The sequence below is a fragment of the Rathayibacter sp. AY1F3 genome (assembly GCF_002931975.1).
Classification (GTDB): Bacteria; Actinomycetota; Actinomycetes; order Actinomycetales; family Microbacteriaceae; genus Rathayibacter.
Genome location: NZ_PSVF01000026.1, coordinates 1 through 15,279, shown reverse-complemented (window position 1 = coordinate 15,279; position 15,279 = coordinate 1). Strand labels below are relative to the sequence as shown.

The following is a 15,279-nucleotide window of genomic DNA, read 5'->3' as shown; positions in this document are numbered from 1 at the left end:
TCACGGTAACAAGGGAGCACGATCATCGGTTGCGAAACTCCCACACCCGTCGGACATCCGGGCGAGCAGAACGCCGAAGCGGGAGGGCCGGCAGCCTCTGCGCCGGCCCCGCCCGGTCAGTGCCCGCGCGCGATCCACTCCTCGCGGTGCGGCGCCTCCGCTCCGATCGTGGTCGAGTCGCCGTGGCCGGTCCGGACGACCGTCGCGGCGGGCAGCGTCAGCAGGCGCTCCGTGATCGAGTCGATGATCGTCGGGAAGTCGCTGTAGGAGCGGCCGGTGGCTCCCGGCCCGCCCTGGAAGAGCGTGTCGCCGGTGAACACCGAGCCGAGCGCCTCGGCGACGAAGCAGACGGCGCCGGGGGTGTGGCCCGGGGTGTGCCGCACCTCGAGCTCGACGCCGGCGACGGGCACGATCCGCCCGTCGACCAGGGCGCCGCTCGGGGCCGTGCCGGGGTGCACGGCGTCCCACAGCATCCGGTCGGCCTCGTGGAGCAGCACCGGGGCGCCGGTCGCAGCGCGGACTCCCTCGACCGCGTCGAGGTGGTCGTCGTGCCCGTGGGTCAGCAGCACGGCGAGGAGCCGGCGCTCGCCGACGGCCGCGAGGATCGCGTCCGCGTCATGGGCCGCGTCGATGACGACGCACTCGGAGTCGTCGCCGACGATCCAGACGTTGTTGTCGACGTCCCAGGTGCCGCCGTCGAGGCTGAAGGTGCCGCTCGTGACGAGCTGCTCGATCCGCGCGCCCATCAGAGCACCACCACCGAGCGGAGCACGTCGCCGCCGGCCATCGTGGCGAAGGCCTCCTCGATGTCCTCGATCCCGATCCGCTCGCTCACGAACTCGTCCAGGGGCAGGCGGCCCTGGAGGTAGAGGCCGGTCAGCATCGGGAAGTCCCTCTCCGGCAGGCAGTCGCCGTACCAGCTCGACTTCAGCGAGCCGCCGCGGCCGAAGACGTCGAGCAGGGGGATCTCGAGCGTCATCTCGGGAGTCGGCACCCCGACCAGCACCACGGTCCCGGCGAGGTCGCGGGCGTAGAACGCCTGGCGCCAGGTCTCGGGGCGGCCCACGGCGTCGATGACGACGTCCGCTCCGAAGCCGTTCGTCAGAGCCTGCACCGCCGCGACGACGCCCGCCTCGTCGAGGCCGCTGGAGTCGATGACGTGCGTGGCGCCGAGCTTCTCGGCCGCGACCAGCTTCTTGGGGTCCCGGTCGATCGCGATGACCGTGCCGGCGCCCGCGAGAGCGGCGCCGACCACGGCGGCCGTGCCGACTCCTCCGCAGCCGATGACCGCGACGGAGTCGCCGCGCGTCACGTTCCCGGTGTTCATCGCCGCGCCGAGGCCCGCCATGATCCCGCAGCCGAGCAGGCCCACCGCGGCGGGGTCCGCCTCCGGATCGACCTTCGTGCACTGCTTGGCGTGCACGAGGGTCTTCTCGGCGAAGGCGCCGATCCCGAGGGCGGGGCTGAGCTCGGTGCCGTCCTCCAGGGTCATCCGCTGCGTCGCGTTGAAGGTGTCGAAGCAGTACCAGGGCTCGGCCCGGGTGCAGGCCCGGCACTCGCCGCAGACCGCGCGCCAGTTGAGGACCACGAAGTCGCCGACCGCGACGTGGGTGACTCCCTCTCCGATCGCGCTGACCCGCCCGGCCGCCTCGTGACCGAGGAGGAAGGGGAAGTCGTCGCTGATCCCGCCCTCGCGGTAGTGGAAGTCGGTGTGGCAGACACCGCAGGTCTCGATGTCGACCACGGCCTCGCCCGGGCCCGGATCGGGGACGACGATGTCGACGAGCTCCACGGGAGCGCCCTTCGACCGGGCGATGACGCCGCGCACAGTGGTGGGCATGGGGGCTCCTTCGACGGGGGCGTGCAGGTCCGCTCCACAGTAACGACCGCGGGATGCGGGTGCGCCGGGTGGACGCGGGCGCTCCCGCCCTCTCCGGTAACGGACCGCCCGCCTCGCGGACCGCGACCCTGACAGTCGGTAGGGTGCGGGCCATGCGCACTCTGTACCCCGAGATCGAGCCCCACGACTCCGGCATGCTCGACGTCGGCGACGGCCACTCGCTCTACTGGGAGGTCTCGGGCAACCCCGAGGGCAAGCCCGTCGTGTTCCTGCACGGCGGCCCCGGAGCCGGCACCTCGCCCGCCCACCGCCGGCTGTTCGACCCCGAGAAGTACCGCATCGTGCTGTTCGACCAGCGGATGTGCGGCCGCTCCACCCCGCACGCCGGCGAGCCGGAGGCCGACCTCTCGACCAACACCACCTGGTACCTGGTCGCCGACATCGAGCGCCTCCGCGAGCACCTCGGCGTCGAGCGCTGGCTCGTGCTCGGCGGCTCCTGGGGCTCGACCCTCGCCCTCGCCTACGCCGAGACCCACCCCGAGCGGGTCAGCGAGATCGTCCTCCGCGGGATCTTCACCCTCCGCCGCGCCGAGCTCGAGTGGTTCTACGAGGGCGGCGCCGCCGCGGTCTACCCGGACCTCTGGGAGGGCTACACCTCCGTCGTCCCGGCCGGCGAGCGGGGCAGCCTCATCGAGGCGTACTACCGCCTGCTCCACGACGCGGACCCCGCCGTGCACGGCCCCGCCGGTGTCGCCTGGACCACCTGGGAGGCGTCGACCATCACCCTCCTGCAGAAGCCGGAGCTGATCGCGGACTGGTCCGATCCCGTCTTCGCGCTCGCCTTCGCCCGCATCGAGAACCACTTCTTCGTGCACAGGGGCTGGCTGGAGGAGGGGCAGCTGATCCGCGACGCCGGCGTCCTCCGCGACATCCCGGCCGTCATCGTGCAGGGCCGCTACGACATGTGCACCCCGGCCTTCACCGCCTGGGACCTGCACCGGGCCTGGCCCGAGGCCGACTTCCGGATGATCGCCGACGCGGGCCACGCCTTCGATGAGCCGGGGATCCTCGACGCGCTGATCGAGGCGACGGACCGCTTCGCGTCCTGACGGGCGGGGCGGTCCGCGCCTGAGGCCGGGATGCCCGGGCGCCCGTGCCTGAGCGTCCCGCGCCCGGTGCCGTCGTGTCCCGGGAGCGGGTCTACCCTGATCAGATGCGCGCGGACGACGCCTCCGGTATGGAGGACTGGCCCACCGGCCGGCTGCTCTCCACCGCCTCCCGGATGGTCGAGCACGCCTGGCACGGCGCCCTCGCCGAGATCGGCCTCACCCACGCCGGCCTGATCGTGCTGCACCTCCTGCAGGCGGGTCCCGTCGCGCAGAAGGAGCTGGCCGCCGCGGCCCACGTCGAGGTGCAGACCATGTCGCGCACCATCGAGCGCCTCGAGCGCGAGGGCCACGTCTCGCGCACCACGGATCCGTCGGACCGCCGCCGGCAGCTCGTCGCGCTCACCGACGCGGGCGGCGAGGCCTGGCGCCGGGCGCACCGCCTCGAGGTCGACATGTTCCCGGGCTCGCTCGAGCACGGCCCCCTGCGCGAGGCACTGCTCGAGATCATCCGCTCGGCCAGCGAGTCGCGCTGGGGCTGACCGCAAGCCCGAGCGGAGCCCGTCCGCGGAGCGCTAGCTTCGTCGGCATGACCTTCAACGACGACTCCCAGCTCAGCGGCGGCAAGGTCCGCCGCCGCGGCCGCACCACCGGCATCGCCGTCGGCGGGGGCGCGGTGGGCGTGGTCGTGCTCGCGCTGCTCTCGCAGCTGCTCGGCGTGAACCTCTCGGGCCTCGGCGAGGTGTTCGGCGGAGGCGGGTCCTCGCCGGAGGGCGTCACCTCCACCGCGGTGGCCTGCGACAGCGGCGCCGACGCGAACACGCAGGTCGACTGCCGCCTCGAGGGTGCGGCCGAGTCGCTCGACCGCTACTGGGGCGAGCAGACGCCGACCCTCGGAGTCGCCTACACGACCCCGACCGGCGTCGACCTGTTCGAGGACAGCACCACCACCGGCTGCGGGAGCGCGACCGCCGCGGTCGGCCCGTTCTACTGCCCGCCGGACCGGACGATCTACCTCGACACCGACTTCTTCGACGAGCTGCGCACCCGGTTCGACACCTCGGGCGGATCGCTCGCGCAGATGTACATCCTCGCCCACGAGTGGGGCCACCACATCCAGAACCTGACCGGCGCGATGGAGTCGGCGGACCGCTCCGGCACCGGCCCCGAGTCGGACTCGGTGCGCCTCGAGCTGCAGGCCGACTGCTTCGCCGGAGCCTGGGTGGGCGACGCCTCGACGGTGCCCGACGAGACCGGCACGCCCTACCTCAAGCCGGTGACGGCGCAGGAGTACCAGGACGCGCTCGGCGCCGCGGCCGCCGTCGGCGACGACCGCATCCAGGAGCAGGCCACCGGCACCGTCGATCCGGAGGGATGGACGCACGGCTCGGCCGAGCAGCGGCAGCGCTGGTTCCAGGCCGGCTTCGAGGGCGACGCCACCAGCTGCGACACCTTCGCGGCCGCGCAGCTCTGACCGGGCGCCGCTGAGGGCTCCTCGCCGCTCCTGGGGACCCGCGCGGGTCAGGACACGGAGTCGGCCGGCTCCTCCATGTACCACTCGGTGAACGAGCGCGCCCGCCCGTCGGGGGCGAAGCGGATGACCCAGAGGTTCAGGTAGGTGCGGTCGCCCGGGTAGACGGTGCGCCCCTCCACCACCGCGGTCTCCTCCGTCAGTGCGACCAGGCCCCACGCGAACGTCGGGTCGGCGGGCTCCTCCTCCGCCCGCCACCACTCGACGATCGCGTCGCGCGGAGTGATCGCGTCGCGGTGCGGCGCCGTGAAGTACTCGGCGTCCTCGGTGAACAGTGCGGCCACGTCCGCCGCGTCGTCCGTGGCCCAGGCCTTCTCGTAGCCGGTGATCCAGCTCTCGATGTCGATCATCCGCCCATCCTCGTCCTGCCCGACGCGCGCGGGAAGGAGGAGGAGGGAACAAAGCGGCGGCCCGCGCTGTTGAGCCCCGAGCCGGTCGAAAGCAGAGCCGAGCGATACGATCCCGCCGACGACGGCCCGCCCGCCGCCGCGGTCCGGGTGCGCGTCCGCCGCCGACACGAAGGACCGCCGTGCCCGACTCCGACAGACGTTCCCTGACCCGCTCGCCGGACCCGCGCCTCATCACCGCCGTCCTCGCCTTCGCGGGCATGAGCGCCTCCTTCATGCAGACGCTGGTCGTCCCGATCCAGTCCGAGCTGCCGACGCTGCTCGGCGCCGACCGCACCGAGACCGCGTGGGTGATCACCGCGACGCTGCTGAGCGCCTGCATCCTCACCCCGGTCTCGGGCCGCCTCGGCGACCTCTACGGCAAGCGGCGGATGGCTGTGGCCGCGCTGGTCGTCCTCGTGATCGGCTCGATCGTGTGCGCCTTCGCGGGCGACGTGTGGACGCTGGTCGTGGGCCGGGCCCTCCAGGGCGCGGTGATGGGCGTCATCCCGCTCGGCATCTCGATCCTCCGCGACACCCTCCACCGCGACCGGCTCCCCGGCGCGATCGCCCTGGTCAGCGCGACCCTCGGCATCGGCGGCGCGCTCGGCCTGCCGCTCAGCGCCCTCATCGCGCAGAACACCGACTGGCACGTCCTGTTCTGGATGTCCGCGGGCCTCGGCGTCCTCGACATCGTCCTCGTCCTCCTGGTCGTGCCGGTGTCGACGCTGCGCTCGCCCGGCACCTTCGACGTGGTCGGCACGATCGGCCTCGCCCTCGGACTGAGCGGCGTGCTGATCGCCGTCTCGCGCGGCAACGACTCCGGCTGGACGAGCCCCGCGATCCTCGGCTCCGGCCTCGGCGGCATCGCCGTCCTGCTCCTCTGGGGCTGGTACGAGCTGCGGCAGGAGAGCCCGCTCGTCGACCTCCGGGTGGCCGCCCGCCCCGCCGTGCTCTTCACCAACCTCGCCTCGGTGGCGGTCGGCTTCGCGTTCTTCGGCGCCCAGATCACGCTGCCGCAGCGCCTCGAGCTGCCGGCCGCGTCGGGCGTCGGCTTCGGCCTGAGCCTGATCGTGGCGAGCCTCGTGCTTGCGCCCTCGGGCCTGGCGATGATGGCGACGTCCCCTCTCGCCGCCCGCCTCTCGGCGCAGTCCGGGCCGCGGCTCGTGCTGATCGCCGGCTCCGGGCTGATCGCGGTCTCGTACCTGCTGATCCTCCCGTTCGGCGGCGAGGTGTGGCAGATCCTGGTGATCAACGCCCTCATCGGTGTCGGCCTGGGCCTCGCCTACGCCGCGATGCCGACGCTCATCATGCACGCCGTCCCCGCCTCGGAGACCGCCGCCGCGAACGGGCTGAACTCGCTGATGCGCACCCTCGGCACGACGCTCTCCTCCGCCGTGACCGCGGGCGTGCTCGCGCAGCTGACCGTGTCCGTCGGCGACGTGCAGCTGCCGAGCTCGCAGGGCTTCGAGACCACGTTCGTGATCGGCGCGATCGGAGCGCTGGTCGCCGTCGCCCTCGGCCTGCTCATCCCGCGGGCGCCCCGCCCTGAGGCGCGACCCGCTCTGCCCTGACCGGACCGCGCGTCGTCGGCCGCGAGTGCTCCTCGCTGAGGAGACCTGGTCGCGGCCGGCGACGCGCGGCCCGCTACTCGTCCTCGAGCAGCATCCGCTCGATCTGCAGCTCACGCAGCCGCGTCGAGGCCTGCAGGTTCTCGCGCGCGGCGAGCACCAGGCGGCACAGCAGCACCAGCAGCACGATCGCGAGCACCGCGACCGCCGTCACGACGACTCCGTACAGCGCGGTCAGGACTCCCCAGGTCTGGATCATCCCTCGACGCTACGGAGCCGCACCCGCCCTCGCGTCCCCCGCCCGACGGAGGGCGCGGGGCGGGGCGGGCAGCCGGTGCAGGGGCAGCGGACGCGCAGAGCCCGGCCCGCGACGGCTCAGCCCGCGAACGCCCCGCGGTACGCCCGCGCCGGGTGCGTCGCCGGCAGCTCGTCCGTCCCGAACAGCTTGCGGCGCAGCGTCCCCTCGGCGTACTCGGTCTGCGCGAGGCCCCGCTCCTGGAGCACCGGCATCACCCGGTCGACGAACTCCTCGTAGCTGCCGGGCAGGATCCAGTTGACGACGTTGATCCCGTCGATCCCCGCGTCGCGCCAGCCCGCCAGGTGGTCGGCGATCTGCTCGGGAGTGCCGACGACCCGTCCGCGCAGCTTCGCCGAGAGCCGGGCCAGATCGCGGACGGTCGGCTCGCGGTCGGGGGAGGCGTCCCGGATCCACTGCAGGTGGCTCTGGCCGGCGTAGGTCTCGATCGCCGAGAGCGGCAGGTCGGGGTCGAGCTTCTCGCCCGTCGCCGGGTCGAAGCCGAGGTTCGAGTGCACGAGAAAGGCGTCGGAGGAGAGGTACTCGTCGATCTCGCGCTCAGCGCGTCGCGCCTCCTCCTCCGTGTCGCCGGTGATGAAGGAGAGCCCCAGGTAGAAGGAGGGCGCACCCGCTCCGCGACCGGCCGCCGCGGCGAGGGCCCGCGTGTCCTCGATCAGCTCGCGGGTCTTCTCCGGCGACCCCGAGAACACGAACTGCGCCTCCGCGTTCCGCGCGGCGAAGCGCCGGCCCGCGGGGGAGGAGCCGGCCTGGAAGAGCACGGGGGTGCGTTGCGGCGACGGAGCCGAGAGGTGCGGCCCCTGCACGCGGTAGCGCTTCCCGACGTGGTCGATGCGGTGGATGCGCGCCGGGTCGGCGAAGGAGCCGCTCTTGTCGCGCAGGAGCGCGCCGTCGTCCCACGAGCCCTCCCACAGCTTGTAGACCACGTCGAGGTACTCCTGCGCCCAGGCGTAGCGCTCGTCGTGCTCCTCGAGCCGGTCGTAGCCGAAGTTGCGGGCCGCGCCGTCGAGGGCGCTGGTGACGATGTTCCAGGCGATCCGCCCCTTCGAGAGGTGGTCGAGGGTCGAGACCTTCCGGGCGAAGTCGAACGGATGCGACTGCAGCACCGAGCTCGTGAACGCGAAGCCGAGGTGCTCGGTGCTCACCGCCAGGGCCGAGAGCAGCACCGACGGGTCGTTGCTGGGCAGCTGCAGCCCCTCGCGGGCGTTGACGTCCCAGTCGCCGTCCGCCGGACCGTAGAGCCCCGCCACGTCGGCGAAGAACATCGCGTCGAAGCGGCCGCGCTCCAGCGTCCGGGCGAGGTCGATCCAGAGCTGCACGTCGTCGAACTCGTGCTGCCGGGCGTCGGGGTGGCGCCAGAGGCCGTGCTGGATGTGGGAGGCGGTGTTCATGACGAACGCGCAGAAGCGCAGCGGGCGGGGCTCGGTGATCACGCTCCCAGGCTAGGCCGGGCGCCTCCCACCGGTCTCGAACGACTCCGCGCGTAGGGTGTCCGACTGTGGAATCCCGCATCCCCGAACCCGCGCACGCCGTCCCTCCGCTGACGGATGCCGTCGCCGAAGCGCTCGACGCCACCACCGTCGCCGAGATCCGCGCTCTGCGCGACGACTTCGCGCGCTTCATGCTCCAGTACAAGTTCGGGATGGACGAGATCGTCACGAAGGTGTCGATCCTGCAGGAGGAGTTCCGCGAGCTGCAGGAGTACAACCCGATCGAGCACGTCACCAGCCGGCTCAAGTCGGCCGACAGCCTGATCGAGAAGATCGAGCGCAAGGGCTGCGAGACGACCTTCGAGGGCATCGCCGACGCGATCACCGACATCGCCGGCGTGCGGATCACCTGCAGCTTCGTCTCGGACGTCTACCGCGTCTTCGACCTGCTCACCTCGCAGTCCGACGTGACGGTGCTCGAGGTGAAGGACTACATCGCCGAGCCGAAGGAGAACGGCTACAAGAGCCTGCACGCGATCGTCGAGGTGCCGGTGTTCCTCTCCGGCGGATCGGTCGACGTCTGCGTCGAGGTGCAGTTCCGGACCATCGCGATGGACTTCTGGGCGAGCCTGGAGCACAAGATCTACTACAAGTACGACCGCCAGGTCCCGCAGGAGCTCCTCGACGGCCTCGCCGACGCGGCCCGCACCGCCGCCACCCTCGACGCCGACATGGAGCGCCTCCACCGCCAGGTCCGCGGCCCGCTGCCCGGGGCGCGCACCTACGACGTCTGACGGGCCGCCCCACGCCGCCGATCGGGCCGCTCCGACTCCTGCCGATCGAGCAGCCCGCGCAGCGGGCGTCTCGAGATCCCCCCTTACGGAGTCAGCAGCGGCAGCAGCGCCAGCAGCAGCACCGCGGAGCCGTTCAGCGTCGCGTGCGAGACGATCGCCGCTCCGAGCCGCCCGGTGATCGTCGCGATCCAGCCGTGCGCGAGTCCCGCGGTGACCGTCGTCACGCCGAGCGTCACGATCGTCGCCGGGTTCACCATCTGGTGCCCGTGCAGCAGGGCGAAGACCGCCGTGGACGCCAGGATGCTGAACGCCATCGCCCAGACCCGGCGGCCGCGGGTGGGCGGCGCCGACTCCGCCGAGCCCCGGAGCATCCGGTTCCGCACCGCGCGCATCACGACGCCGCGGCAGAGGACCTCCTCGACCAGCGGCGCGACGACGACGGGGATGAGGACCGAGCTCAGCACGAACCACAGCGGATCGGGGTCGATGTCGAGGTTCCCCTGCGCGTCCTGGAGGAGCGGAGCGAACGCGGCGAGCACGAACAGGATCACGACGCGCACCGCGATGCCGAGCCCGATCCCGAGGGGCACGTCGATCCAGCGGAACCGCAGCCCGAAGTCGGCCGCCATCGTGCCCAGCCCGCGCAGCCGAGACGCCGCGAACGGGACGATCAGCGCGACGAGATAGCTCGCGAGCGCCCCCGCGAAGGCGAGTCCGGCGGAGTAGGGGAGCACGCCGAACCCGAACAGCAGGATGAGCACGGCCAGCGGCAGGACGATCCCGACGATCGTGAGCACGGCGGTCGGCAGGCCCCAGCGGACCCGAGGATCGGGCAGGTAGAGGAGGGAGGAGTAGGGCGCGTGGACCGAGGCGAGGGGCTCGGCCGGCCACGACGGCGCCGCAGCGGAGTCGGGCGCGAGCGTCGCGGGATCGGGCGGCGGGAAGGCGTCGGGTTGCATGGCCGGGCCAGCCTACGCAGACCGCCTGGACGGGATCCGGGCTGCCGTCACTGCTCGGCGCGGGCCGGAACGGGAGGGATGTGCGGCGGATCGCGGCGGCGGGGACCTCCGGGTACGAAGAAACCCTCGCCATGTAGAAGCTAGGCGAGGGTTCCAGTGGCTCCGACGGGCGTCGATCCCGTGACCTCACGATTTTCAGTCGTGCGCTCTACCAACTGAGCTACAGAGCCGTTGCGACGTGATGTCGCTGGAGAGGTGATCTCCTGAAAAAGGCCCTTCCTCTCGGAAGGGCCTCTTTGCGACCCTGACGGGACTTGAACCCGCGACCTCCGCCGTGACAGGGCGGCACGCTAACCAACTGCGCTACAGGGCCTCGTTGCGAAGACAAGCATACTGCCTTCGAGGCTGTTCTATTTTCACGCCCCGACCCTCTCGAGCCGGCGCACTTTCCGGTGGTGCTGGTACTTCTGGTGGTGCTGGTAGTACCGACCCATCCGTGACCCCAACGGGATTCGAACCCGTGCTGCCGCCGTGAAAGGGCGGTGTCCTAGGCCACTAAACGATGGGGCCGGAGACTCGCGGGGCGACCCTGCGGCCGACCCCCCATGACTACCGACACGCAAGCATAGGGGGCTGCGGCGCAGGATGCAAAATCGACGGTTCCGCAGGCGGCGTGCACCCCGTCCGGGGTTGACCCGGGTCTAGGAGATCGGGCAGGGCCGCGGTTAGGGTGGGGCGGAATCGCTCTTCCCCCCACCCGCGCGCCGGAGCCGCACCGCCGCGGAGGGAGGGCCCCCTATCCCCGAGGTCCCATGCCCCACTCCCTGCGCCGTCCGCGTCCCGCCCGCCTCCCCGGCGCGCCGCGACTCGGGCGACTCCGAGGTGCTGCCCTGGCCTCCGCCGTCGTCGCGCTCGTCGCCGGACTGCTCGTCGCCACTCCCGCCCAGGCGGTCGAGTACCCGTCGTGGGCCGACGTCGAGGCGGCGAAGGGCGACACCGCCGCCGCTGCCGCTCAGGTCGACCGGATCACGTCCCTGATCGGCGACCTCCAGAGCGAGGTCGCCTCCGCTCAGCAGCTCGCGCAGCAGCGCGGCGACGAGCACTTCGCCGCTCAGCAGGCGTTCGACGAGGCCTCGGACCAGTCGAAGAAGCTCGAGGACCGGGCCGCCGCCAGCGCCGAGGAGGCCGACAAGGCCTCGCAGCAGGCGGGCCTGCTCGCCGCGCAGCTCTACCGCAGCACCGGCACCGACCTGTCCGTCAACATCTTCCTCGACCAGAAGGCCGGCCAGGCCGACCAGCTGCTGTCGAAGATCGGGAGCATGACCAAGCTGGTCGAGCGCTCCTCCGCGATCTACGAGCAGGCCAGCACCGCCCGGAACACCGCGTCGTCCCTCGCCGACCAGGCCGAGGTCGCGCAGACGGAGCGCGAGCGCCTCCGCGTCGCCGCCGAGCAGAAGCTGGCCGAGGCGACCGCCGCTCAGGAGGCGTCCGAGGCCGCGCTCGCCGAGCAGCAGGAGCAGAGCGTCGTGCTCGAGCAGCAGCTCGCCGCGCTCCGCGACACCGAGTCGAAGACCGTGGCCGAGTACGAGGCCGGCGTCGCCGCCCGCGAGGCCGAGCGCCTCCGGAAGCTCGCCGAGGAGGAGGCCGCCCGCCAGGCCGCCGCCCAGGCCGAGGCCGCGCGCCGCGAGGCCGCTCGGGCCGCAGCCGCATCCAGCGGCGGCAGCGGTGGCGGTGGCGGGTACGTCGCCCCCTCGGGCGGCGGCGGCTCCAGCGCCGTCAGCGACTCCGGCTGGGTCCGCCCTGCCGGAGGCCGCATCACCGGCACCTTCGGCCCGCGCGACAGCATCTCGACCGGCGGAGGATCCTCCGGCTCGTACCACCGCGGCACCGACCTCGCGGGCGGCTGCGGCATCCCGATCTTCGCGGCGCACAGCGGCACCGTCTCCTACGCGGGCCCCAACGGCACCTACGGCAACTGGGTTCTGATCGACCACGGCAGCGGCATCAGCACCGGCTACGCCCACATCATGTCCGGCGGGATCTACGTCCGCGTCGGCCAGCAGGTCCAGGCGGGCGAGCAGATCGCCGCCGTCGGCTCGACCGGCGCCTCCACCGGCTGCCACCTGCACTTCGAGACCCGCGTCAACGGCTCCGCCGTCGACGCCCAACCTTTCATGGCCCAACGAGGAGTCACCCTTGGCTGACGCACAGACGACCGCACGCACCTTCACCCCGGCACCCCGGGAGCGCGCCTGGAAGGGCCGCCTCCCGCTCGTCATCTCCGCCGCCTTCGCGGTCACGGCGGTCACCGCGTCCCTCGGCATCACCCCGGCCCTCGCCGACGACGCGAAGTACCCCTCGTGGGACGACGTGCAGAACGCCAAGAAGGACGAGGCGAGCAAGCAGGCCGAGATCGACTCGATCACCGGCCTCATCGCGAGCCTGCAGACCGCGGTCGACGAGAAGTCGATCACCGCGATGAAGAAGGCCGAGGTCTGGCGCCAGGCCAAGGAGGCGCTCGACGCCGCTGCGAAGGCCGTCGCCGACCTCGAGGAGAAGGCGACCACCGCCTCCGCCAAGGCCCAGACCTCGAAGATGCGCGCCGGCCTGCTGGCCGCGCACCTCTCTCGCGCCGCCGGTGGCGACCTCTCCGCCAGCCTCGTGGCCAAGGGCAAGGACGCGGGCGACCTGCTCTACCAGCTCGGCGCGATGTCGCAGCTCTCGGAGCAGTCGCAGAAGGTCTACGCCGACGCCCTCGCCGACAAGCAGAACGCGGAGTCGCTCGGCGACCAGGCCGACCGCGCCGTCACCGAGCACCAGGCGCTCTCGGACGAGGCCGACGCCGCCCGCAAGGACGCCGACGCCGCCGCCGAGTCGGCCCGCGCGTCGCTCTCGGCGCAGGAGGAGAAGTCGCAGGAGCTGGTCGCCCAGCTCGCGCTGCTGAAGGACTCCTCGGTCGAGGCCGAGACCCAGTACCTCGCGGGCGAGCAGAAGCGCCAGGCCGACGAGGCCGCCGCCCAGGCGCAGGCCGAGGCGGAGGCCGCCGCTCAGGCGCAGTCCACCGCCCGCTCCGCCCAGCAGCAGTCCTCGGCGCAGGCCGACACCGCCGCCCCGTCGCGGCAGACCGCGTCCCTCCCGCAGCCCGCCGCGCCGCAGCCCGCGCAGCAGCAGCCCGCTCCTGCTCCGGCCCAGCCCGCTGCTCAGCCGGTCGCCCAGCCGGCGGCTCAGCCGCTCCCGCAGCCGGTGACCGCTCCGGTCCTGGTGCCGACCAGCGGCGCCGTCGAGAACGCGATCTCGTACGCGATGGCTCAGCTCGGCGAGGAGTACGTCCTCGGCGGCATGGGCCCGGACCAGTGGGACTGCTCGGGCCTCACCAAGGCCTCGTACGCGTCCTCGGGCATCTACATCGGCACCCATTCGGCGACGAACCAGTACAACACCATGGCCGGCGCCGGCAAGCTCGTCCCCTACAGCCAGCGCCAGCGCGGCGACCTGATCTTCTGGGGCGGCGGCGGAGACTACTACCACGTGGCCATCTACCTCGGGAACAACCAGATCATCGAGGCCGCCGACTACGGCAAGCCCGTGCGCATCTGGAACACCTGGGGCACGCCCGCCGGCATGGTCGGCCGCCCGGCCGCCTGAGACGCGGCCGCACCGCACAACGAGAGAACCCCCTCCTGTCGAGACGACGGGAGGGGGTTCCTTCGTCGATGCGAGGGGTCAGTGACCCTCTTCGGCCAGCTTCTTGATGCCGTCCTGGACGATCTGCTCCGCCTCGGCGGCGTCGCCCCACGCGTCGACCTTGACCCACTTGCCGGGCTCGAGGTCCTTGTAGCGCTCGAAGAAGTGCTTGATCTCGTTCTTCGTCTGCTCCGGGACGTCGCCGATGTCCTGGATGTGCTGCCAGCGCGGGTCCTTCGCGGGGACCACGATCACCTTCGCGTCGGAGCCGGCCTCGTCGCTCATGTTGAGCACGCCGACCGGGCGGACGGAGACGCCCACGCCCGGGAAGACGGGGTACTCGAGCAGCACCAGCGCGTCGACGGGGTCGCCGTCGAGGCCGAGGGTGTTCTCGAAGTACCCGTAGTCCGTCGGGTAGACGAAGGAGGTGAAGAGCACGCGGTCGAGGTAGACGCGACCGGTCTCGTGGTCGACCTCGTACTTGTTGCGGCTCCCCTTGGGGATCTCGACGACGACGTCGTATGCGGCCATGCTCTCTCCTTGAGTCGGTGGCGCCGTGAGCGGCGCATCGGCGGACGGATCGGCCTCCGGAACGCTCGCGCGGGTGCGCGCGCGGGAGGGGCGGATCGCTGGCATTACGTTACTTGATGTGCCCGATCGCCCCCGCCTGACCCCCGCTGTCGCCGATCTGCGGCGGGCGGTGCGCGAGAGCCTCGACGGGCTCGACCCCGGAGCGCTCGTGCTGGTCGCGCTGAGCGGGGGAGCGGACTCGCTCGCGCTCGCGGCGGCGGTCGCCTTCGAGGCCCCGCGGGGCGGGAGGCGGGCCGGCGCGGTGATCGTCGACCACGGGCTGCAGGAGGCGTCGGCGGAGGTCGCGCGGCGGGCCGCGGAGCAGGCGCACGGGCTGGGGCTCGCGCCGGTGCTGCGCGAGGTGGTGACGGTGTCCGCCGAGGGCGGTCCGGAGGCGGCCGCCCGCAGTGCACGCTACCGCGCCTTCGACGACGCGCTGACCGCGACGGGCGCCGCCGCGATCCTCCTGGGCCACACCCTCGACGACCAGGCCGAGACGGTGCTGCTGGGCCTGGCACGAGGAGCCGGTGCGGCCTCGCTGCACGGGATGGCGCCGGTCAGCGGACCGCTGCGTCGGCCGATTCTCGGCCTGCGGCGCGAGACGACCCGCCTCGCCTGCTCCGACCAGGGGCTCGTGCCGTGGGACGACCCGCACAACGACGACCCCCGCTACTCGCGGGTCCGGGTGCGGAACCGCGTGCTGCCCGTGCTGGAGGACGAGCTGGGGCCGGGAGTGGCGCAGGCTCTGGCGCGCACCGCCGAGCAGCTGCGGGAGGACGGGGACGCGCTCGACGCGCTCGCCCTCGACTGGGCGCTCGAGCTGGTGGGCCAGGACGAGGCGGGGCACGTCACGGTCGACGCGCGCGGGCTCGCGGCGGACCCGCCGGCGCTGCGGCAGCGGATCATCCGCCTGGTCGTGGCGAACGAGTTCGGAGTCGCGCTCTCGCGCTCGCAGACGCTGGCGGTCGCCGCGCTGGTCACCGACTGGCACGGCCAGAAGGGCGTCGACCTCCCCGGCGTCCTCGCCACCCGCCGCGGCACCACCCTCGTCTTCGCACCCGCGGCCCCCTGACCCCGCACCCGCCTCCCCCTGAC

Annotated in this window: 15 protein-coding genes and 3 tRNA genes; 8 read left to right on the top strand and 10 right to left on the bottom strand. The window is 72.6% G+C overall.

Features of this window, described 5'->3' with window-relative positions; all coding sequences use genetic code 11:
* Positions 1-116: 116 nt before the first annotated feature.
* Both C5C39_RS13855 and C5C39_RS13850 read right to left on the bottom strand, forming a co-directional pair.
* On the bottom strand, positions 117-746 hold the full coding sequence (locus C5C39_RS13855; protein WP_104353643.1) for an MBL fold metallo-hydrolase: 630 nt from the start codon (positions 744-746) through the stop codon (positions 117-119).
* Positions 746-1,840 (bottom strand): S-(hydroxymethyl)mycothiol dehydrogenase, encoded by a 1,095-nt coding sequence (locus tag C5C39_RS13850; RefSeq protein WP_104226021.1) that lies wholly within the window; start codon positions 1,838-1,840, stop codon positions 746-748. The genes C5C39_RS13855 and C5C39_RS13850 overlap by 1 nt, the downstream gene beginning before the upstream one ends.
* A gap of 152 nt (positions 1,841-1,992) precedes the next feature.
* On the opposite strand from C5C39_RS13850, the gene pip reads away from it, so the two are divergent.
* The 3 genes from pip (at position 1,993) to C5C39_RS13835 (ending at position 4,420) form a co-directional block, all read left to right on the top strand.
* Positions 1,993-2,949, top strand: coding sequence for a prolyl aminopeptidase (gene pip / locus C5C39_RS13845; protein WP_104226020.1), 957 nt, complete (start codon positions 1,993-1,995; stop codon positions 2,947-2,949).
* 104 nt (positions 2,950-3,053) lie between these two features.
* Positions 3,054-3,488, top strand: a complete 435-nt coding sequence (locus tag C5C39_RS13840) for a MarR family winged helix-turn-helix transcriptional regulator (protein WP_104224399.1) — start codon at positions 3,054-3,056, stop codon at positions 3,486-3,488.
* A gap of 47 nt (positions 3,489-3,535) precedes the next feature.
* Positions 3,536-4,420: a neutral zinc metallopeptidase gene (locus tag C5C39_RS13835; RefSeq protein ID WP_104224400.1), complete on the top strand. Its 885-nt coding sequence runs from the start codon at positions 3,536-3,538 to the stop codon at positions 4,418-4,420.
* Between the two features lie 47 nt (positions 4,421-4,467).
* On the opposite strand, the gene C5C39_RS13830 is transcribed toward C5C39_RS13835, so the two are convergent.
* Positions 4,468-4,827: a nuclear transport factor 2 family protein gene (locus C5C39_RS13830; RefSeq protein ID WP_104353642.1), complete on the bottom strand. Its 360-nt coding sequence runs from the start codon at positions 4,825-4,827 to the stop codon at positions 4,468-4,470.
* A 179-nt stretch (positions 4,828-5,006) separates the two neighbouring features.
* On the opposite strand from C5C39_RS13830, the gene C5C39_RS13825 reads away from it, so the two are divergent.
* A complete protein-coding gene (locus C5C39_RS13825) occupies positions 5,007-6,437 on the top strand; it encodes an MFS transporter (protein ID WP_244230520.1) in 1,431 nt (476 codons plus the stop codon).
* Between the two features lie 73 nt (positions 6,438-6,510).
* Here C5C39_RS13825 and C5C39_RS13820 read toward each other — a convergent pair whose 3' ends face one another.
* Together C5C39_RS13820 and C5C39_RS13815 are read right to left on the bottom strand one after the other, a co-directional pair.
* Complete coding sequence (locus C5C39_RS13820; RefSeq protein ID WP_104224402.1) at positions 6,511-6,693, bottom strand: hypothetical protein; 183 nt, start codon at positions 6,691-6,693, stop codon at positions 6,511-6,513.
* Positions 6,694-6,809: 116 nt separating this feature from the next.
* Positions 6,810-8,138, bottom strand: a complete 1,329-nt coding sequence (locus tag C5C39_RS13815; protein ID WP_374953130.1) for an NtaA/DmoA family FMN-dependent monooxygenase — start codon at positions 8,136-8,138, stop codon at positions 6,810-6,812.
* A gap of 230 nt (positions 8,139-8,368) precedes the next feature.
* On the opposite strand from C5C39_RS13815, the gene C5C39_RS13810 reads away from it, so the two are divergent.
* On the top strand, positions 8,369-8,971 hold the full coding sequence (locus C5C39_RS13810) for a GTP pyrophosphokinase family protein (RefSeq protein WP_104234325.1): 603 nt from the start codon (positions 8,369-8,371) through the stop codon (positions 8,969-8,971).
* An 83-nt stretch (positions 8,972-9,054) separates the two neighbouring features.
* Here the strand turns inward: C5C39_RS13810 and C5C39_RS13805 are convergent, their stop codons facing one another.
* The 4 genes from C5C39_RS13805 to C5C39_RS13790 form a co-directional block, all read right to left on the bottom strand.
* Entirely contained in the window at positions 9,055-9,930 is an 876-nt protein-coding gene (locus C5C39_RS13805) for a CPBP family intramembrane glutamic endopeptidase (RefSeq protein WP_104353641.1), read from the bottom strand.
* A gap of 157 nt (positions 9,931-10,087) precedes the next feature.
* Positions 10,088-10,160: transfer RNA gene (locus C5C39_RS13800), tRNA-Phe, on the bottom strand.
* Between the two features lie 69 nt (positions 10,161-10,229).
* A tRNA-Asp gene (locus C5C39_RS13795) sits at positions 10,230-10,303 on the bottom strand.
* Positions 10,304-10,427: 124 nt separating this feature from the next.
* A tRNA-Glu gene (locus tag C5C39_RS13790) sits at positions 10,428-10,500 on the bottom strand.
* A 242-nt stretch (positions 10,501-10,742) separates the two neighbouring features.
* On the opposite strand from C5C39_RS13790, the gene C5C39_RS13785 reads away from it, so the two are divergent.
* Both C5C39_RS13785 and C5C39_RS13780 read left to right on the top strand, forming a co-directional pair.
* Positions 10,743-12,134: a peptidoglycan DD-metalloendopeptidase family protein gene (locus tag C5C39_RS13785; protein ID WP_104291751.1), complete on the top strand. Its 1,392-nt coding sequence runs from the start codon at positions 10,743-10,745 to the stop codon at positions 12,132-12,134.
* Entirely contained in the window at positions 12,127-13,575 is a 1,449-nt protein-coding gene (locus tag C5C39_RS13780; RefSeq protein ID WP_258075841.1) for an NlpC/P60 family protein, read from the top strand. The genes C5C39_RS13785 and C5C39_RS13780 overlap by 8 nt, the downstream gene beginning before the upstream one ends.
* Positions 13,576-13,653: 78 nt before the next feature.
* Here C5C39_RS13780 and ppa read toward each other — a convergent pair whose 3' ends face one another.
* Complete coding sequence (gene ppa, locus C5C39_RS13775; RefSeq protein ID WP_068255683.1) at positions 13,654-14,145, bottom strand: inorganic diphosphatase; 492 nt, start codon at positions 14,143-14,145, stop codon at positions 13,654-13,656.
* A gap of 118 nt (positions 14,146-14,263) precedes the next feature.
* Between ppa and tilS the strand changes: the two genes are divergently transcribed.
* Positions 14,264-15,256, top strand: coding sequence for a tRNA lysidine(34) synthetase TilS (gene tilS, locus C5C39_RS13770; RefSeq protein WP_104272967.1), 993 nt, complete (start codon positions 14,264-14,266; stop codon positions 15,254-15,256).
* Positions 15,257-15,279: the final 23 nt, after the last annotated feature.